The following is a 19,036-nucleotide window of genomic DNA, read 5'->3' as shown; positions in this document are numbered from 1 at the left end:
CGTAAATTAGCTATTAAAGAGTAACATTTATACCGAATGAGATTGTTTTAGAAAGCGGGTAAGCATTACCGTTACCTTTCTTTGTATTATCATCGATCTTACCACCGTTCACAGTTTCCGGATCGAACATATTGGCCATGCCCGTACCTGTCCAGAGGTTTTCACCGGAAACAAAGATACGCAGTTTGGATACATAGAACCTGTTGGTCAGATTAGCCGGTAACGTATAACCTAACTGAATATTTTTCAGACGGATATAAGAAGCATTCTGCAAATAACGGCTCTGCGTCTTCTGGTTCTTGTCGGTATTGAAGATAGGACGCGGATAATAGGCATTCAGATTGGCTGCCAGGTCGTTAGAGGCTTCCGCGCGGAAATAATCGGCATGTTCTTTAAAGCCGGCCGACCACCACATATTGCTCGTTACGCCCCAGAAGTATTCACTGCCTTGCCAGAAGTCGCGTTTCATCACGCCCTGGAAGAAGGCACGGAAGTCGAAACCTTTATAGTCTGCACCCAGGTCGATACCGAACTGGTAGCGCGGGGTGTTGTTTCCTAACAGCTTATAATCGCCATGATCGTCGATCGTATTGGCACCGTTGTCGATCTTACCGTCACCATTAAGGTCTTTGTACATGATGTCGCCGGCTTCCCAACTTGTACCCAGCGCATCCTGTCCGCCGTTCGGCAGGGAGGCCAGATGGCTGTCCATTTCATTCTGCGATTGAGCGATACCGATTGTTTCGTATCCCCATATCTCGCCCAGCTTCTGCCCCGTACGATATTTATCGAGTGTCCCGGTCGGGTTCGGATAACGGGTGATCTCCGTTTGCGAGTCGGACAGGATAAACTTGGCACTATATCCCAGGCCATTCTTCAGGCGGTCGTTCCAGCCGATTTCCAGATCGAAACCGTAAGTCTTCAAGTCGGTATTGTTTGTCTTCGGAACATCTGCGCCCAAAGAAGCAGGCAGTTCGGGAGCCGGGCCGATCATATCCAGAGTCAGACGATTATAATAATCGAACGATCCGGTCAGACGGTTATTCAATAAACCGAAGTCGACACCGACGTTCCAGTTACGAACGCGTTCCCATCCTAAAGTAGAACTGATCAGTCCCGGTACGTAAGCGGCATTCGGTTTGAGTCCGTTCTGCAACCATTTACCGTCGCTGGCTTTTACTTCCAGTATCTGATAAGAAGGATACCAACTGGTCGTATTCTGGTTACCCAGTTCACCATACGAACCACGAACTTTCAATGTCCCCACATACTCTGCCAACGGTTCCCAGAAAGCTTCACGGGCAATATTCCATCCCAACGAGAAAGAAGGAAACAGGTTCCAGCGCTGATCCTCGCGGAAACGGGAGGTACCGTCATAACGCAGATTTACTTCTGCAAGGTATTTTCCCTGGTAGTCGTAGTTGATACGGCCGAAGAAACCGGCTGTAGTCCAACGCTGACGAGCACCGTTTACGGAAGGGGTTACCACACCGCCATTATAATCGAGTCCCGAAGTAAGATCGACCTCCGGCAGACCGGAGATAATGATGCCGTCGCGTTGTAAACCAAACTTGGTTTGTCGCATCATTTCCGATTGAAAACCGACCATTGCCTTGAAGTTATGACCCGATTCGAGATTATAGCTGTATTCCGTATAGGCATTCAGGTTCATATAGTTTTCTTTGTAATAATCTTCATGCACATTCGATCCTGTGCCGTAGATTACCGGATTGCCATCCACATCGTGATTGAATGTCTGCTGCGAGTCCCAATGACGGTTGGCTGACATGATACGATAGTTGAAATCGATATGGGTAACCCAGTTCTTCACCGGTTCCAGTATCAAAGAAGCCTGTTGATAGATATTATCGGTCTGCGTATAATCGCGTCCGCCTGTTGCCAGTCCTAAAGCGGGAGAAGGAGAAGAATACAGGTAACCGTTCGGATCGTAAAGCGGCAATACCGGCCAGCCCTGACGTCCCAGATCAGAATATAAACCGTCCGTCATAGCAGAAGGACGTCCGTAATCTTCGCGGGTGAAACGGGTACTGTAATTCAATTTAGCCCAATCGGTCAGCGTGGCATTGATCTTTCCTGTGGCAGTATAGCGATCGTAGGTATCCTGGTTGAATACCATCAGACCATTCTGATCCAGATAGTTGAACGAAGCATAGTAACTCACCTTATCCGAACCTCCGTTGATACTGAAGTTATGTTCCTGCGAGAAAGCCCAGTCGCGAAACAAAGCATCGTACCAGTCCACATTATCATTTCCTTCGGCATACCCGTCGGCCCAATACTGGGGGTTATTCGGGTTCGCAATAACAGAATTAGTAATTTTACCTTGCTGGTAATCTTTGATACGTTGTAAACGTTCCGGGGTAAAAAATAGTCCGTTACCGGCATTCACATTCGCATCATTAAAATAAGTGGCGAAGGTATAAGAGTCCATCATATTAGGAGTCTTTACCGGATCGCTCCAACGAAAACTGTTGTTATAATTGATAACCGGTTTGCCGCTGCGGCCACTTTTGGTAGTAATAAGGATTACTCCGAAAGGAGCGCGTGATCCGTAGATAGAAGAAGCGGCGGCATCCTTCAGAATGGAGATATTTTCTATGTCCTGCGGATTAATGGAATTAATATCGCCTTCCATCCCGTCGATAAGAACCAGCGGACTACCGCTCGATCCTTCACCGATCGTAGCAGTACCACGTATATTAATATCGGCTTTTGTTTCCATACTACCGCCGGCCGATGAGATCTGCAAACCGGGAACCAACCCCTGTAATGCCTGAGTCGCACTCATTACCGGACGTGCTTCCAGCGCTTCACTATCTACTGTTCCAACAGAACCGGTCAGGTTCACTTTCTTCTGGGTACCAAAACCAACGACCACCACTTCATCCAACGCCTGGCTGTCTTCCACCAGTCTGATATTAAAAGCTGTTTGATTTCTTACAGGCATCTCCTGGGCAAGATATCCGATATAGGATATTTGCAGGATAGCATCCGACGGGACTTCCAGGTTGAACTGTCCGTCGATGTCTGTCATTGTTCCGACTGTAGTTCCTTTCACAATAACATTTGCTCCGATAACCGGTTCGCCGCTTGTATCCTTAACGACTCCGGAAATCTTTTTACTCTGCTGCGGACTGGCCGCATTACTAAGCCGGGGTGTTTCTATCCCGGCCGCATTTCCGTATAATACGGGGCATGCGCTTAGCAGCGCGGCTGCCAACACAAAACTGTGTGCTTTCATGCAATACTAATTTAATGGTTTAACATTACGGTTAATTTTCTTTCCGCAAATGTGACCATTAAAATAAAAAGTGTACTCCACACATGATTCCAAAAAGTCTATAAACAGAGTTAGTATCTATTTATAGACCTCTTTTATCTATAATTCTCCTTCTTCGGCTATGTCTGGATGATACCGCTCCATATATTCGGAAGGAAGCATCCCGAATTCTTTCCTAAAACAGGCGCTAAAGTACTTCGGATCGTTAAACCCGACAGCATATGCCAGCTCGGAAATGCGTACCCGCTTCTTTTCTTCGATAATCTGACAGGCTGCTTTCAGACGGATATTACGGATAAAAGCAGAAGTATTTAAACCTGTCAGCGATTTAAGTTTCTTATAAAGCGTAGACTTGCTGGTTGCCATTTCTTCCATAAACTGTTGCTGGTCGAACTCCGAGTTATCCAGGTGTTTCTGTACGCAACTGATCGCCCGCTGCAGGAAGTCCTCATCCAAGCTGGTGTAATTCAGTTCCTGCGCTTCGAAGACCAGCTGTTTCTTAAAGTCGCGGGCGGTTCGTTCCTTGCCACGCAGCAAATTCTTGATACGGGCATGGAGCAGCGAGAGGTTGAAAGGTTTGCTAAGGAAACCATCGGCACCCGATTCATAGGCTTCGATACGGTCTTCTTCTTTATTCTTGGCAGTCAGCAGGATGATCGGGATATGGCAGATATCAAAATTACTCTTTACATAACGGCATAATTCAACTCCGTTCATCTCGGGCATCATAACATCGGAGACGATCAGGTCGATGTCTTTCGATTCGATTATCAGAACCGCCTCTTTCCCATTACGTGCCGTATAAACCGGATACTCACGTCCCAAAAGTTTAACCATCAAAGCCAGCAAATCTTCATTATCTTCCACTAGCAATAACGAATAATCGCTTTTTTCTACAGGAGCGTCCGAAGTGTTCCCGTCTTCCGGCTGCAATGACAACTCTTCGGGAACAGTAGTCATTTCAGTCTCATCCACCTGCTCATCTTTATAGGCAGAACGGGATATGGGCAAGGTAATGATAAAAGTAGCCCCCTGCCCTTCTTCGCTTTCCACCCGAATAGTTCCTTCATGAAGAGTGACCAGGTCTTTCACCAGCGACAACCCGATACCGGTACCAATGGTATTAAACCTTCGGTAGTCGCCTTCGTAAAAACGTTTGAACAAATTCTTCATACCCTCTTTGGAAATCCCCTTACCGTTATCTTTCACAGAAAGCGTTACCAGGTTTTCTTCGGCATCCAACGACAGTTTTACTTCAATCGTCCCTCCTTCCGGATTATACTTGGAGGCATTTGAAAGCAGATTGTATACTATTTTATCCAGTTTATCCGGATCAAAATACCCGATAATCGTATCCGGCTGGCAAGTACAGCTGAAATGCATCTTCTTTTTCTTCATCAAAGGAAGGAAAGCTTCCACTTCTTTTCGTACAAAAGCCGACAGGTCGCCTTCCGATACTTTCAGTTTCAGATTACCGCTCTCGGCTTTCCTGAATTCAAGGATTTGCTGCAATAGACGTATCAGCCGGTTGATATTTTCGGACATTACCTTATAAAAATCATCCAACTGAGGAGCCTGCATTTTCATCTCGTCCAGTGAAGCGGACAAGATGGTAAGCGGTGTCAGGAATTCATGAGTTACATTTGTAAAAAACTGCAACTTGGCCTGATTGATTTCCTTCGTTTTCACCAGTTCCATTTTCTGCAATTCCTGTGCCTGTTTTTCGCGAATGCGTTGTCTGATGACACGATAAGTGAAATAAAGGAGCACTGAAAGCAATATAATATATAAGGTATAGGCCCAGGCTGTTTTCCAGGGTGGCGGCAATATACGAATCTGCAATACCCGCTCCTGCTCATTCCATAGTCCGTTTTCATTGGAGCCTTTCAGATGAAACGTATATGATCCGCTCTTCAGGTTATTATAATTGGCTACACGGCTGGAAGCGCCGGTATATTGCCAGTCAGTATCATATCCGTCGAGTTTATAGGCATATTTGTTTTGGGACGGATTTGCATAACTCAGGGAAGAGAATTCGATACTGAAATGATTCCGGTTGTAAGCCAGTACCAGTTCATCCGTAAAATCGGACGAGTTAGCCGTTATTTCCTTTCTCACTTCCGGAGGGAGTTTATCGATTGGCATATTAAACACCGAAATATCTGTAATGACCACCGAAGGAACCACCTCATTCTCTTTCACCTTTTGAGGATAGAAACTTACATACCCTTTATGTCCCCCGAAAAACAATTTACCATCAGACGCTTTAGCGACAGCATCACGTATAATTGAATTATCCGGCAATCCGTCCGTTACTGTGTAAGTCCGGGAAGAGGCCGTTGAAAGATCAGCCGAAACGGTCAGACGGACAAGTCCCGTCCGGGTTCCCATCCAAAGCGAACCATTCTCATCCTCCTGTATATTACTGATTACGTCGGTTTGCAAATTAAACCGTTTGTTGACTGACAGAAAAGAATCACTCTCTTTATCATACAGGTTCAAACCTCCACCATCGGAACCGGCCCATAGATTACCATGGGTATCTTCATACAAACACTGAATAGACTCATAGGACAACTTCTTATTCTGCATACTATACAACCTGAATATCAGACTATCCGGTCTTGTCACATCACCGGTAATACGGATAATGCCATGATTACTGCCGAACCAGATACTTCCATCCGACGTCTCTTCGATCGCATTATATGTATCCCGCAGCGAAGTATCATCCGGCTCAGTCCGGTAATCGCTTAGCGAAACACCCGTTCCATCCGCCCTGTAAACAGCCAACCCTCCTCGACAACCGATCCAGACATTCTTATGTCGGTCTTCACACAAGCTGAAAACAAAACCATCCGGCAGCCATGGAGCATTTCCTTCATTCAGAAACTTTATCTTTTGTCCGACAGCATCTTTATCGTAGATGGTAATGCCTCCGCTCCAGGTTCCAAACCAGATCTCCCGCTCTTCCTTCCGTTCGATAATATGGTTGATCGTATATAAATAAGGAGACGATTGTTTAAAATCCGGATGGTCCGTATAAAAGACAGGCTGTCCGGCATCTTTCTTCTGAATCACCAGGCCATAACTGCCGATACCCATCCATAGCGTCTGTTCACTATCCACGAACATACTACGGACAGAATTACTGAATAGCCGTTGTTTAACCGACTCCAGATCATTTTTCTTAAAAGGAGAGTGCCGCATGTTGACAGAATACACTCCACCACCCATCATCCCCAGCCACATAATGCCGGAACGATCGCGAATAATTGCATCCAGCTCGTTGTAAGGAAGTTGGTACGACTGACTTTCGGGCAAATAATTCACAAACGAATCTTCATCCGAATCCAGATCAAGGATACTTAACCCGCTACGGGTTCCTATCCAAAGCGTGTTGCTGTTGGTTTCTTCCTCTATACTGTAAATAATATTGTCCGATATACTTTGCTTATTGCCGGGGGTGGATACATAATGTTTCCAGGTTACAGTTTCGGGACTTTCGGGATTACTCAGCCGATACAATCCTCTGTCCCAGGTCCCTACCCATATTGTCCGGTAACTGTCTTCGAACAGTACATGAGCAGAATTACGATCGTCCATCTGCGGATATTTCACAAAAGTATCCTTATCCTTCTCATATCTATAAAGACCTACAGCCCAGGTTCCTACCCAAAGCCTTCCTATACTATCTTCCAATATAGACTTAATGCCAACAAGCGGGAGCCCGCTTGTTGCTTTATCGTATACGATAAAGCAATCTCTTTCAGGAATGTAGCGAAATAATCCTCCATCCATTCCAACCCATACATTATTATCTTTCGTAACATATAAAACCGAAACAACGCCATTCTGCAACCGGCTGTCCTCTATCCGGCGGATTTCTCCGGTCCTCATGTCCAGGACATTCAGGCCATTGTTCGTTCCTATCCAAAGATTATTATTATAGTCTTCTGCTATGCATTTGATCTGATTGTCAGTCAGTATACCCGGAGTAAACACATTATCCTTGTAAATATGAACACTATAACCATCGTAACGGCATAAACCCGAATTGGTTGCAATCCAGATATACCCTGTATGATCCTGTATAATTTGCGTAATCTCTTCCGATGGTAAATCTTCAAAAGACGACAATCTGTTGAAACGGAGATTCTTTACAGAACCATTGCCTGCCAGCAAATTATCCGGTATTCCCAATAATAACAACAGTATTTGCAATATGTTAAATACACAAAAAAGACAGGTGTTTTTCATGCTTGTTTCCTTAATTTGTTTATGCAAAAGTAAGAAAACCTTTCCAAATAACCATTAAGTATCAGTTTTACACAAAGAAAAAAAAGGGATCATTACAGAAAGTTGTAATGATCCCCGTGTCCTATCATTTTAATTCATTGAGTGAAATAGATCAGAAGCTATACTGAACCGCCACATTCAGCCGGTTCGCATGACGTGTCTCGTCGTTAAAGTCTGTGCGCCATCCTCTCAGGTATTCGGCTCCAACCTGTAAGTCGGGAGTTATATTCCAGAACAGGTTAGCCACCAGATACTGACCATAACGATATTGTTCCGACGGAGTTGCAGGGTAATCGTTATCGCTATACAAGCGGGATTGGCTGTAAGTACTTGAAACAAACACTTTCGGTGTGATATTATACTGCAAACCGGCATACCATCCCATCATCGGAAGTACCTGCATATGGCCGGCTTTGGTCGGATCGGGAACAATATCCACGTTCAGGTTACTCAAATCGTTCATGTACTGGCTGATACCTTTACCGTAGACACCTTGTCCGTACACCTGCACTTTACTACAAACATTGAATGTTGTAGAAAGTAGGACACCCCAGCCAGTTTCCGATTCGGCTTTATCGGCCACCAGGTTATCATACGTCATGCTTCTTACGATAGCAGCGGCACGCAGATGGCTTTTAGAGTTCCATCCATATTGCAGATAAGCAGGGAAGTTAGGCATACGCTGGGAACCGATACTTAAATTATCATTGGTAATTCCGTCTACTACCGGCATTTCCACACCGACACCGGCTTTCCATCCTTTTCCGAAAGCACGTTCATAACGAAACTGCGTAGCATGATAGATCGCCATCCCGTTCGGCCCGGCAAAGTCGATTGTGGGAGGAATAGCGGCGAGATCCATAAACGAACCGTAATCGTAACCGAGTGTAAAGCCCAGCAAGGAAGCATAGGCATTACGCAACTCGAAACCTTTACCGTCGCCACGGAAGTTACCGGCCGTATAAACGACGAAGTCGCCCAGATACTTGGTATGCCCGACTAACTTCAGGAATACCGTACTGGTAGTAGCATCCATCTGAAACTGGTTTCTGACATGTGAAGCGCCTTTGTTGGGAATCAGCGCCGGATAGAAATCAATATCTTTGGAGATACCGCCAAAGTCATATTCGGCAGTCGCCTTTACATATCCACCGATACCCAGAGCGAAACGGCCTTTCCGGTCGGTCAACAGAAAACGGGGAATGCCCGGTTCGTGGAAGCGCGGATTTTTTGTTTCATTCAAGATCCGGATGATCTCATCTCCCGCTTTGTCGCGCGAAACAAAGATGATAGAATTAGGCTCCTCATCCTGAATGATCACTTTCTGAGCCTGAGTATGGGTAGAGAATAATCCTAACCCGAGCAGGAGAGCTGCTCCTTTAACAAATGCTTTCATAAATGTGTTTTGTTTAGACGTTTTACCAGTAAGGAACAAGCACCGCATGAAAAGGTTGTGTTAAAAGGTTGCGTTAACGACTAAAAGTAACTATTTTTGTTGCCTTAATAACAAAATAAAACGAAGATGAAAAAGCTGTTTGCTATATGTTTATTAGTTGCCGGATTATTGACATCCGTTCATTCGCAAGCGCAGGATGTTGAGACACTCGTTCAGATCGATACCGATATGGGAAAGATCAAAGTGAAGTTATTTAACGATACCCCACAACACCGGGATAATTTTATTAAAAATGTGAAAGAAAAACGTTATGACGGCCTGTTGTTCCACCGTGTAATCAAACAGTTTATGATACAAGGCGGCGACATCAATTCGAAAGATGCACCTGTCGAACAGCATCTAGGCGACGGCGATCCGGGTTATACTATTCCGGCAGAGATCGTTTATCCGAAATATTTCCACAAACGCGGCATGCTATGTGCAGCCCGTACCAGCGACGACGAAAATCCGGAACGCGCCTCATCAGGTACACAGTTCTATATTGTAACCGGAAAGTTCTATACCGAAATGGAACTGGATAAGATGGAGAAAAGCGATAATAAAATCTTTACCCCCGAAGAACGCCAGGCCTATATGCTTGAAGGCGGGGCACCTCATCTGGACAACAAATATACCGTCTTCGGTGAAGTTGTTAAAGGAATGAAAGTTGTAGATAAAATCCAGTTTGTCGAAACAAATGAGGACGACAGGCCGTTAAAGAATATAAAGATCAAGACAATGACTATTGTCGATAAATAATCATTAAACAAAATAAGAATGGAAACGCAAGCAAAAGAGACACAGGTGCTGATGAAAACCAGCCTGGGTAACATTAAACTGAAACTATACAACGAAACACCGAAACATCGCGATAACTTTATCAAACTGGTTGAGGACGGAACTTACAACGGCCTGCTTTTCCACCGTGTGATCAAGGATTTCATGGTGCAAGGTGGTGATGTAACATCAAAAGATGCTCCTATGAATAAACAGCTAGGTGCCGGCGACCTGGGATATACCGTACCGGCCGAATTTGCTTATCCGAAATATTTCCATAAGAAGGGGGCTCTCTCCGCCGCCCGTACTAGTGACGAGGTTAATCCGGAGAAAGAATCTTCTGCCTCCCAGTTCTATATCGTCACCGGAAAGGTTTACAAAGACGCCGAACTGGACCAAATGGAGAAACAAAAAGAAGGCCGTCTGAAACAAGCGATCTTTGCACGCCTGCAAAAAGAAAACAGTGCCAAGATCAAAGCGGCTTACCAAAGTGGTGACAAAGCCGAACTGGCTGTTATCCGCGATACGCTGATCGGCAAGACAGAAATGGAAGCAGAAAAGCGTAAGGATGAAGCCAAACTGACTCCAGAACAGCGTGAAGCTTACAAAACAATCGGAGGTGTTCCTTTCCTTGATTCTGAATATACAGTTTATGGCGAAGTAGTAGAAGGATTGGAGATTGTGGACGCCATCCAAAATGTCAAGACTAACCGACAGGACCGTCCGTTAGAAAATGTGGTTATTGAATCGGTTGAGATACTTGAATGATACAATTCTCTGCTTATAAAGAACATTACAAAGATACAATCCGCCTGGGTGTCCCGATCATGTTGGGACAGCTGGGCATTATTATTGTCGGGTTTGCCGACAACATCATGGTGGGGCATCACAGCACCAATGAACTGGCTGCCGCCTCTTTCGTCAATAACTTCTTTAACCTGGCTTTTATCTTCGGAATGGGTTTCTCCTATGGCCTCACTCCTATTATCGGTGGACTTTTTGCCGGTAAAGAGCTCAAAAAAGCCGGCGAAACACTGAAGAACAGTTTATTTATCAACTTCATTGTCGGTATATTACTCAGCCTTTGCATGCTTCTATTGCTCTTCAATATTGAGATATTGGATCAGCCGGAAGAACTGATGCCTTATATCGTTCCTTACTATATTCTTCAGTTATTTTCCGTCGTATTTGCCATGCTGTTCAACTCCTTCAAACAATTCAGCGATGGAGCGACCGACACGGTTACTCCTATGTGGATCATGCTGGGAGCCAATGTATTGAATATTATCGGAAACTATTTTCTTATCTATGGTAAATGCGGTGTGCCGGAAATGGGACTGACCGGAGCCGGAATATCTACGCTCGCCAGCCGTATCCTGACATTCATCGTTTTCTTTATCCTTTTCCTGCGGCATAATAAATACAAAGAATACCTGAAAGGTTTTAAGGATGGTGTCATCAACCGGGTGAATCTAAGCAATCTGATCCGGATGGGATTTCCTGTCGGCCTGTTAATGGGGGTAGAAACAGGTTCATTCAGCTTAAGTGTAATCATGATGGGATGGATAGGCAGTACGGCATTGGCAGCCCATCAGGTGCTTGGAGTTATTACCACATTGGGATTCATGGTCTATTACGGTATAGCCGCCGCCGTTACTATACGGGTAAGTGCTTTCAAAGGCCGGGGAGACTGGTTGGATATACGCCGGGCTTCCTTCGCCGGACTGCACCTGATTATGGGAGTAGCCGTTATATTTGTCCTGTTTATCCTTGCTTTCCATAAGAATATGGGATATCTGTTCACACCTGAGCATGACGTGGTGGCAATGGTAGCTCTTTTATCCTGGTCGGTCATCCTGTATCAGTTCGGAGACGGGTTGCAAATACTATTCGCAAACGCTTTACGCGGCATAGCCGATGTAAAATATATGGCTTACATGGCGTTCTTCTGTCATTTCGGGCTGGCTTTACCTATCGGATACATTTGCGGATTTGTTTTCGATTGGGGAGCGATCGGTATCTGGTGCGGTTTTCCGGTCAGCCTGACGACGTTAGGTATATTGCTTTGGAGGAGATTCGATAAATTATATTATCTTTGCACCTTCACTAAATCAGATTCCAGTTTTCACAATGCAAATACGAATTAATAAATACATTAGCGAAAGCGGATTCTGTTCGCGACGGGAAGCCGACAAATATATTGAGCAAGGCGCTGTTACCCTTGACGGGAAAAGGGTAGAAATGGGAGCCCAGGTCTCTCCCGGACAGGTGGTGAGAGTATTCGGCGAGATCATCAGCGGTAAAGCTGAATCGATTATCATCGTTTACAACAAACCGGTAGGGATTGTCAGCACAACCGATCCGGCCGAACGCGACAACGTAATAAATGCTATCGGACATCCCGAACGCATCTTCCCTATCGGCCGCCTGGACAAAGACTCTCAGGGGTTGTTATTGCTTACCAATGAAGGGGATATAGTCAACAAGATACTCCGTGTCAACAACAATCATGATAAAGAATATTTCGTAACGGTAGATAAACCGGTTACGGTTGATTTTATCAAGCGTATGCAGGGAGGTATTCCCATTTTAGGAGTCGTCACCCGTAAATGCGAGATTACCCAGAAGGGAACAAACTCGTTTAATATCGTTTTACGTCAGGGACTCAACCGGCAGATTCGTCGTATGTGCGAGTATTTAGGCTACAATGTCACAAAACTACAACGTACCCGCATCATGCACATTCACCTGAACGACCTGAAAATCGGACAATACCGCAACCTCAACCCCGAAGAGACCGAAACATTGTACAAGAAGATTGCCAACTCAGTGAAAACAGAAGAGGCCTCAGCTAAAAAAGGTAAGCCTGCAAGAAAAAGCAGTACTACTCCTAAAAACAGTACGGTTACCAAAAGTCAACAGGCCAAGTCTTCCCCCGCTAAAAAGGAACGGCCAGCATCGGGTAGCAACTTCAAATCAGCTAAGCCAGCAGCCGGCAGAAAAACGTCTTACAACTCTAAAAGCAAGACGCAAAGACGCTCCTGGTAAGCATGTGAGATTGATTTCAGCAAAAAACATTCATCCGATACCGGCAATAAGTATCATTTAACCAACATCCTGTCACCCACTATCATCAAACCGGTTAGGAACTAAACCTTTAGTAAACAAAGACATAAGAACTAATAATAAGCAATCCAAAAAGGAGAAAGAAGAAAAAAAGGTGAATGGTTTATGCAAACCATTCACCTTTTCAAACAACTGTTCACCCATATCTCACACATTCAATATACTGTTTTACAACTAATAAATCCTTAAAGGATGAATGGTTTTTAATGCCATTTCACTATGTAAATAGGAACAAGTTGTAAAGTTAACTCTATTATTATTATCAGCTTTGAATGTTGCAAAGATTGTTAGCTCGAGTTATCCTCTAGAGATGAATCCCTGTTTATTAATTCTTCTTCAACCACTGATTCAGCCATTCGAAGAAAGTACGTTGCCACAACACGCCGTTCTGCGGTTTCAAAACCCAATGGTTTTCATCCGGGTAGATCAACAGTTCGGCAGGAACACCGCGAAGTACGGCTGCATTGAAAGCAGCCATTCCCTGGCCGGCAAGGATACGGTAATCCTTTTCCCCGTGAATACACAGGATGGGAGTATCCCATTTGTCTACAAACAGGTGCGGAGAGTTAGCGAATGTACGTTGAGCTACCGGATTGTTCTTTTCCCAGTAAGCACCGCCCATATCCCAGTTGGCGAACCACATTTCTTCTGTTTCCAGATATTGCATTTCCATATTGAAAATACCGTCATGAGCAATAAAGGCTTTGAAGCGTTTATCGTGATGGCCGGCTAACCAATACACGGAGAAACCTCCGAAACTGGCACCGACACAACCCAGACGATCTTTATCGACATACGGCTCTTTTGCCATCTCGTCTATTGCCGTGAAATAATCTTTCATACACTGACCACCGTAATCGCCGCTGATAGCTTCGTTCCACTCTTTACCGAAGCCCGGCAAACCACGACGGTTGGGAGCCACAATGATATAATCGTTGGCAGCCATGATCTGGAAGTTCCAACGGTAAGACCAGAACTGGCTGACCGGACTTTGCGGGCCGCCCTGGCAGAACAATAAAGTAGGATATTTTTTATTCGGGTCGAAGTTGACAGGATAGATCACCCAAGTAAGCATTTCCTTGCCATCGGTAGTTTTCATCCAACGTTCTTCCACCTTCCCCATTGTGAGCTGATCGTAAATATACTGGTTTTCAGTAGTCAACTGAGCAACAGCATGATCTCCTGCCAGATCGATAGCATAGATTTCATCACCCATACTCATAGAATGGCGTTTGGCCAATAATTTGTTATCGCCACACAAAGTCACACCCTCGTAGTCATACATTCCACTTGTCAACGGAGTGAGTGTATTACCGGTTGTCAGATCTATTTGATATACCTGGCTCTCCCCATGCCATACGCCTGTAAAATACAACTTCTGAGCATCTTTGCTCCAGCAGAATCCGTCAACACTGGAATCGAAGTCTTTACTTACAAAGGTCTTCTCACCTGTTTCAAGATTCATTACCATCAGACGGTTCTGGTCAGATTCATAACCGTCATGTTCCATACTCAACCAGGCAATACTTTTACCGTCAGGAGAGTATTGCGGATTAGTATCGTATCCCATCATACCTTCACTGATATTTACCGTCTGCTTCGTATTCAGATCATATACATAAATATCCGAGTTAGTAGAAAGACTGTATTCTTTTCCTGTTTTCTTACGGCTTGTATAAGCGACTTTGTCAGAAGTAGTGTTCCATGCCAGTTGTTCGATACCGCCAAAAGGCTTCAACGGAGATTCGAAAAGTTCACCTTCCATCACATCGACAGGATTGCTTATTTTGCTTCCATCGAAGTCGGCAACGAAAGGATGCGGAGCGGTTGTCACCCATTCGTCCCAATGCTTATACATCAGATCTGTAACAATTATACCAGTAGCCTTATCCAGATCCGGGTACTTGTCGGCAGTACTCGGAACAGTCTTTACCTGCGAAATAAAAAGAACTTTCTTTTCGTCTGGAGAGAAGGCAAACCCTTCGATATCGCCATCATAGTTGGATAGTTGCTTGCGATCGGTTCCATCCGGATTCATTTCCCAGAGTTGGCTGCTGCCACTTTCACCCGAAAGGAAAGCGATCTTTGTTCCTCCTTTAATCCAGGTTGCTTCATTTTCTGAGAAAGGAGTGTGAGTGATCTGTTTGTTGTCAGATCCGTCGGCGTTCATTACAAAAACTTCCCGGTTACTAGTGTTCAACGGAACACTGTAATAGGCAACCGTATAAACGACTTTTTGTCCGTCCGGAGATACGTTCATCCCTCCGATACGACCCATAGCCCAAAGAGCCTCTGGTGTCATTCGTCCGTCGGTAATCTTGATTTCCGAGCGTCCGATAACGGGTCTTGTGTCCTCTGCTTTTTTAGCATCTTGGTTACAAGCACCTAGTAATACGGATGTTGCCATAACCATTGTTGCAATAGATTTATTCATGTACATTATAATATATTATATTCTGTGTGCGAAATTAGTAAATATAATTTATATCTTTGCACAAGTAATTTAAGAACTGAACAGTATGAACAAGATTTGGTTATTTGGAGCCGCTATAAGTATGGTATTAGCATTCGGCTCATGTAAACCTAAACAGAGTGCTTATAAGGCTGCTTACGAACAAGCCAAAGAAAAAGAATCTACAGCTCCTGTTGAGGTAGTAGAACAAGAAGAAGAGGTGGTAGAGGAAGTCGCTCCGGTTTCCAAACCCAGAACTTCAACTGCAACAACACGTGCGGAAAGAATCAATGCTGCACAAGGTGAAGATGCAAGCCGTCTGAAACGTTACAGCGTAGTAATCGGTAGCTTCAAAAACAAAACAAATGCTTACGCCCTGAAAGAACGTATGCAGAATGATGGCTACAACGCTGTGTTAGGTGAAAACGAACAAGGTATGTTGCGCGTAATCGTTGCCAGCTTCAATGATAAAGCCGATGCAGCCGACAGCCGCGACGCTATTAAATCTAAATATGCTCCTAACTTCCAGGATGCATGGTTACTGGAACGACAGTACTAAAAAAATTCATTATTAAATACACGAAAAGGGATTGACTGATGGGTCAATCCCTTTTTTATGAAACAACTAATTTACATGGCCGGTTTGATACCTTTCTTTACCAAAAAATAATTCATCGGATAAGCACATATAAAGCCTGCACACATAGCCAATTGCATAATAAACCAGAAACTATACGATGTACGTGGAAAAGGGTCCGGGAAGATTACAAAGAAAAACAAATAAGAAAGTGCATACATTCCGATTTGCCAACAGGTAAGAGACAGGAAATCTATTTTCAATGCTCTAAGAAAAATTTTTCCGCACGGTTCCTTTCGCGACATGGGACGGATAGCGGTATATTGGAAAAATGCACCGATCAGTAATGCCAATATATAATCTAATGTCCACAACCAACCAATACCATTCAGTCCCATTGTATCCAGTGCTCCTGCACCAAACGATTCACCGATCATATCTGCTAATGTACAACCGGTTCCACAATGAAAAGTGGATAAAGCAATCTTCTGCCAGAATGGGGAGGTTCCCATATTCATATTCATCCCTGCCCCGTCAGAATCATTCAAGCGTTTCCCTTCAAACGAAAAGAAAGCCCATAATGCCAGAAGTCCAGCCCATAAAGCAGTGAGAGGCCAGACTATATTCATTACTTTCATTGACTGAGGATAATTTCCCAGATTCAAAACGATTGTTATGGCGGAGATCAAAGCCAGTAACAAAGATACAATCGATACAATAGAAAGAATTTCCATACTAACTGATTTTAATTATACTTTTCAGGTATAACGAACAGCAATAGCATGAAAATTGTTGCTCCTATTTATAAAGAAAAAGGTTCGGAAACACCGGACCTTTTCACCAACTTAAACTAAAAAACTAAAATCAACCATCTTTTTGCCTTAAAGCTAAGAGACCCCATGTATTAGTTGATTTTTGGGTTCCGCACAAATGTAAGGATTATCAGTAGAACAACCAGGATTTATTTTGTACATTCGTAGCTTAAAATAAAACTTATTCAACATGAAAATAATTAACGAACAATTACTTGACGAAACAACAGCCCGGGCCAAACAATCCCCCCGTCTGCGTATGAATTACAATTTTCATGAAGAACTGGACGATCCAGTCAACCGCCTGCTTAACGCAATGGAACCGAGAACCTATATCCGCCCGCACCGCCACCTGAACCCGAACAAGGATGAAATATTCCTGCTCCTTCGCGGTAAAGCAATGCTCTTTCTCTTCGATGAAGAAGGATATATCACCGAAAAACTATTGCTCGACCCGAAAGTCGGCTCCTACGGTGCAGAGATCAAACCCGGTATCTGGCACTGCCTGCTTGTCCTGGAATCCGGCACAGTGGTTTATGAGATAAAATCAGGACCTTTCGCCCCTCTGCATCCGGAGAATATGGCACCATGGAGCCCAGAACCAGACGACGAAAAAGGCATCGACGAGTATTTAACCTATCTTACTTCCCTATTATAAACGATGAAAACAATTTATTTAATCCTGTTTCTTTCCCTTATCACGATAGTCCATGCCTCCAACCCGGACGACAGCACCTATCCTACTGCCGAGCGACTTTTCCATATCGCCCGGAGCCTTAACAAAAATCTGGTATGCTACGATGTGAATCTGGAAAACGGCAAGCTGAATACGAAGTCCCCTCTCAACATCTACTGGGTAAACCGGGAAGAACGAGTAGGAGAAACCAACAGCTTAAGCTATTTCCAGCGTAAAATGGCCTACGGCTACAAACTGATATCGGAAGGCAACGACTCCAGCGAAGTGACCCTGACCGCCTACCCTAGCAAGAAACTGACAATCTGCAAAAGAGACTCCAAATATATCTGCATGACAACGATTGACAACCAACCGGCCATACTAGAATCTCTCTATGTAAAAGGCAAACCTAATAATCCGTTAGGCGTTGAATATGTCGAATTGCAGGGAACAGCAATCGAGACAGGAGCAAAAGTAACGGAGAGAGTGAAGAAATAAAACAAAAGAATATTCACATTATTTAAGGGGGAGAATGACTAGACTAAATTAGTTCTTATAGAACTTGGTTTATAATGGCATCAAAGATAATGATAACAATCGGATTTACAAGGGGTGAAGTGTGATTTAATAAAAAAACTAAAACTATACTACAATCAGTTTTATATTACTTTTTGCTTAATTTTCAACGCCTAGAATTGCCATAGTTCTATAAGAACTAATATCAATTCAAGTCTATGCAAAACGTACTAAAAGGCTGGCTCATCGACAATACGGTGACCACAGACGATCTGAACGACAAGATCTTACAACTCGAATCGGCAGGTAAAGTAGGCCCTGACGACATCATCGATGAAATGTTGAAAGAGGATACCGGACTACGTATTGAAACATTGCAACATTCCGTTTCACTCTACAACCGCGTTGTCGCCCGACTTATCCTGAGCGGCTACAGCGTGAACACCGGAATCTTCCGCGCCGTAGCCCAATTCCTCGGCATTGTGGAAGGCGGCGTATGGAACAAGGAGAAAAACTCTATTTATGTATCTGTCACACAAGACAAATTTCTACGCGAAGAGATCGCTAAAACAGCTGTCAGCATTCTGGGAACGAAATCGAACGTGATGTACATTCTCGAAACGGAAGACCGCAAGACCGGACTCAAAGACGGTACGGCTACATCCGGACGCAACCTTATCGTACGCGGTGCTATGATAAAAGTTGTAGGCGACGATGCGGCAGTAGGAGTATCGCTGACCAACAACGAAGGGGTCGTTACCAAACTCGACGACGACATGATTGCTTCCAACAAACCATCGGAGCTGATGCTGCTGGTTCCTCCCGGACTTGCCGATGGCGAATATACACTAACAGTCACTACACAATATTCTACCGGTACCACATTAAAAGCTCCCCGTAGTACCTCCATCACTCTCTGGGTAGGCGGTAAATCGGGCGGTGGTGGCGAAGACGATCGCCCTGTTATAGAATAAGCAACAATTTAACCCCAAGGATCGACACCTTATTCCGACCGCGATGGAGTGTCGATCCCGACCGGGATAAGGTGTCGATCGCGGGCGGAAT

At 44.4% G+C, this 19,036-nt stretch carries 13 protein-coding genes; 8 read left to right on the top strand and 5 right to left on the bottom strand.

Going from position 1 to position 19,036, the window contains the following annotated elements; translation table 11 throughout:
- Positions 1-13: 13 nt before the first annotated feature.
- The 3 genes from QZ076_RS10240 to QZ076_RS10230 form a co-directional block, all read right to left on the bottom strand.
- Positions 14-3,262: a TonB-dependent receptor gene (locus QZ076_RS10240; RefSeq protein ID WP_293713067.1), complete on the bottom strand. Its 3,249-nt coding sequence runs from the start codon at positions 3,260-3,262 to the stop codon at positions 14-16.
- A gap of 138 nt (positions 3,263-3,400) precedes the next feature.
- Complete coding sequence (locus QZ076_RS10235) at positions 3,401-7,561, bottom strand: two-component regulator propeller domain-containing protein (RefSeq protein ID WP_293713065.1); 4,161 nt, start codon at positions 7,559-7,561, stop codon at positions 3,401-3,403.
- Between the two features lie 151 nt (positions 7,562-7,712).
- On the bottom strand, positions 7,713-8,996 hold the full coding sequence (locus QZ076_RS10230) for a DcaP family trimeric outer membrane transporter (protein ID WP_293713064.1): 1,284 nt from the start codon (positions 8,994-8,996) through the stop codon (positions 7,713-7,715).
- 126 nt (positions 8,997-9,122) lie between these two features.
- On the opposite strand from QZ076_RS10230, the gene QZ076_RS10225 reads away from it, so the two are divergent.
- Genes QZ076_RS10225 through rluF form a run of 4 tightly spaced genes read left to right on the top strand, consistent with a single transcriptional unit; the run spans position 9,123 to position 12,860 of the window.
- On the top strand, positions 9,123-9,794 hold the full coding sequence (locus QZ076_RS10225) for a peptidylprolyl isomerase (protein WP_293713062.1): 672 nt from the start codon (positions 9,123-9,125) through the stop codon (positions 9,792-9,794).
- Between the two features lie 18 nt (positions 9,795-9,812).
- Positions 9,813-10,580: a peptidylprolyl isomerase gene (locus QZ076_RS10220; RefSeq protein WP_293713060.1), complete on the top strand. Its 768-nt coding sequence runs from the start codon at positions 9,813-9,815 to the stop codon at positions 10,578-10,580.
- Positions 10,577-11,959, top strand: a complete 1,383-nt coding sequence (locus QZ076_RS10215) for an MATE family efflux transporter (protein ID WP_293713058.1) — start codon at positions 10,577-10,579, stop codon at positions 11,957-11,959. Before QZ076_RS10220 ends, QZ076_RS10215 begins: the two co-directional genes overlap by 4 nt.
- Positions 11,943-12,860, top strand: a complete 918-nt coding sequence (rluF, locus tag QZ076_RS10210; RefSeq protein ID WP_293713056.1) for a 23S rRNA pseudouridine(2604) synthase RluF — start codon at positions 11,943-11,945, stop codon at positions 12,858-12,860. The genes QZ076_RS10215 and rluF overlap by 17 nt, the downstream gene beginning before the upstream one ends.
- Before the next feature lie 403 nt (positions 12,861-13,263).
- On the opposite strand, the gene QZ076_RS10205 is transcribed toward rluF, so the two are convergent.
- Positions 13,264-15,345, bottom strand: a complete 2,082-nt coding sequence (locus QZ076_RS10205) for a S9 family peptidase (protein WP_293713098.1) — start codon at positions 15,343-15,345, stop codon at positions 13,264-13,266.
- Between the two features lie 112 nt (positions 15,346-15,457).
- On the opposite strand from QZ076_RS10205, the gene QZ076_RS10200 reads away from it, so the two are divergent.
- On the top strand, positions 15,458-15,949 hold the full coding sequence (locus tag QZ076_RS10200; RefSeq protein WP_075556798.1) for an SPOR domain-containing protein: 492 nt from the start codon (positions 15,458-15,460) through the stop codon (positions 15,947-15,949).
- A gap of 71 nt (positions 15,950-16,020) precedes the next feature.
- On the opposite strand, the gene QZ076_RS10195 is transcribed toward QZ076_RS10200, so the two are convergent.
- Positions 16,021-16,701 carry a DUF4396 domain-containing protein gene (locus tag QZ076_RS10195; RefSeq protein ID WP_293713054.1) on the bottom strand — a complete coding sequence of 227 codons (681 nt, stop codon included), beginning with the start codon at positions 16,699-16,701 and terminating at the stop codon, positions 16,021-16,023.
- A 268-nt stretch (positions 16,702-16,969) separates the two neighbouring features.
- Between QZ076_RS10195 and QZ076_RS10190 the strand changes: the two genes are divergently transcribed.
- From QZ076_RS10190 to QZ076_RS10180, 3 genes are all read left to right on the top strand, one after another.
- Positions 16,970-17,437 carry a WbuC family cupin fold metalloprotein gene (locus QZ076_RS10190; protein WP_293713052.1) on the top strand — a complete coding sequence of 156 codons (468 nt, stop codon included), beginning with the start codon at positions 16,970-16,972 and terminating at the stop codon, positions 17,435-17,437.
- Between the two features lie 3 nt (positions 17,438-17,440).
- Positions 17,441-17,953 (top strand): DUF4833 domain-containing protein, encoded by a 513-nt coding sequence (locus QZ076_RS10185; protein ID WP_293713050.1) that lies wholly within the window; start codon positions 17,441-17,443, stop codon positions 17,951-17,953.
- A 236-nt stretch (positions 17,954-18,189) separates the two neighbouring features.
- Positions 18,190-18,945 (top strand): DNA-binding domain-containing protein, encoded by a 756-nt coding sequence (locus QZ076_RS10180; RefSeq protein ID WP_293713049.1) that lies wholly within the window; start codon positions 18,190-18,192, stop codon positions 18,943-18,945.
- Positions 18,946-19,036: the final 91 nt, after the last annotated feature.

The sequence above is a fragment of the uncultured Parabacteroides sp. genome (assembly GCF_905196875.1).
In the GTDB taxonomy this organism is placed as follows: domain Bacteria; phylum Bacteroidota; class Bacteroidia; order Bacteroidales; family Tannerellaceae; genus Parabacteroides.
Note: the sequence above shows the minus strand (reverse complement) of the source record. Positions and strands in the feature narration are given on the sequence as shown.

Coding starts and splice junctions, on each gene's coding strand:
- QZ076_RS10240 (WP_293713067.1), bottom strand. CDS start 3,262: ATGAAAGCACACAGTTTTGTGTTGGCAGCCGCGCTGCTAAGCGCATGC.
- QZ076_RS10235 (WP_293713065.1), bottom strand. CDS start 7,561: ATGAAAAACACCTGTCTTTTTTGTGTATTTAACATATTGCAAATACTG.
- QZ076_RS10230 (WP_293713064.1), bottom strand. CDS start 8,996: ATGAAAGCATTTGTTAAAGGAGCAGCTCTCCTGCTCGGGTTAGGATTA.
- QZ076_RS10225 (WP_293713062.1), top strand. CDS start 9,123: ATGAAAAAGCTGTTTGCTATATGTTTATTAGTTGCCGGATTATTGACA.
- QZ076_RS10220 (WP_293713060.1), top strand. CDS start 9,813: ATGGAAACGCAAGCAAAAGAGACACAGGTGCTGATGAAAACCAGCCTG.
- QZ076_RS10215 (WP_293713058.1), top strand. CDS start 10,577: ATGATACAATTCTCTGCTTATAAAGAACATTACAAAGATACAATCCGC.
- rluF (WP_293713056.1), top strand. CDS start 11,943: ATGCAAATACGAATTAATAAATACATTAGCGAAAGCGGATTCTGTTCG.
- QZ076_RS10205 (WP_293713098.1), bottom strand. CDS start 15,345: ATGGCAACATCCGTATTACTAGGTGCTTGTAACCAAGATGCTAAAAAA.
- QZ076_RS10200 (WP_075556798.1), top strand. CDS start 15,458: ATGAACAAGATTTGGTTATTTGGAGCCGCTATAAGTATGGTATTAGCA.
- QZ076_RS10195 (WP_293713054.1), bottom strand. CDS start 16,701: ATGGAAATTCTTTCTATTGTATCGATTGTATCTTTGTTACTGGCTTTG.
- QZ076_RS10190 (WP_293713052.1), top strand. CDS start 16,970: ATGAAAATAATTAACGAACAATTACTTGACGAAACAACAGCCCGGGCC.
- QZ076_RS10185 (WP_293713050.1), top strand. CDS start 17,441: ATGAAAACAATTTATTTAATCCTGTTTCTTTCCCTTATCACGATAGTC.
- QZ076_RS10180 (WP_293713049.1), top strand. CDS start 18,190: ATGCAAAACGTACTAAAAGGCTGGCTCATCGACAATACGGTGACCACA.